Source organism: Telluria sp. AZSoR62, from assembly GCF_058111565.1.
The window spans coordinates 1-391 of sequence record NZ_JBYTST010000122.1 but is presented as its reverse complement, the minus strand read 5'-3'; the positions used below and the strand labels follow the sequence as shown (position 1 = coordinate 391).

Sequence of the window (391 nt, the reverse complement as noted above, 5' to 3'; positions counted from 1 at the left end):
TGCGTGGCGTTCTCCGGGCAGTGCAACATTTCCCACGCGCAGAATGGCCGCAGTGCCAACCGTGGCGACTGCTCCCAGGCCTGCCGCCTGCCGTACACCTTGAAAGATGACCAGGGCCGCGTCGTGGCCTTTGAAAAGCACCTGCTGTCGATGAAAGACAACAACCAGAGCGCCAACCTGCGTGCCCTGGTCGAGGCCGGTGTGCGCTCGTTCAAGATCGAAGGCCGCTACAAGGACATGGGTTATGTGAAGAACATCACCGCCTATTACCGCCAGCGTCTCGACGACATCCTCGAAGACCGCCCGGACCTGGCGCGCGCGTCCAGCGGCCGCACCGCGCATTTCTTCCTGCCCGACCCGGAAAAAACCTTCCACCGTGGCAGCACCGACT

General features: G+C 62.7%; 1 protein-coding gene. It reads left to right on the top strand.

The window, feature by feature from the left end:
* A partial coding sequence (locus AC3XQU_RS23160) for a peptidase U32 family protein (protein ID WP_489876503.1) occupies positions 1 to 391 on the top strand: 391 nt, incomplete at both ends.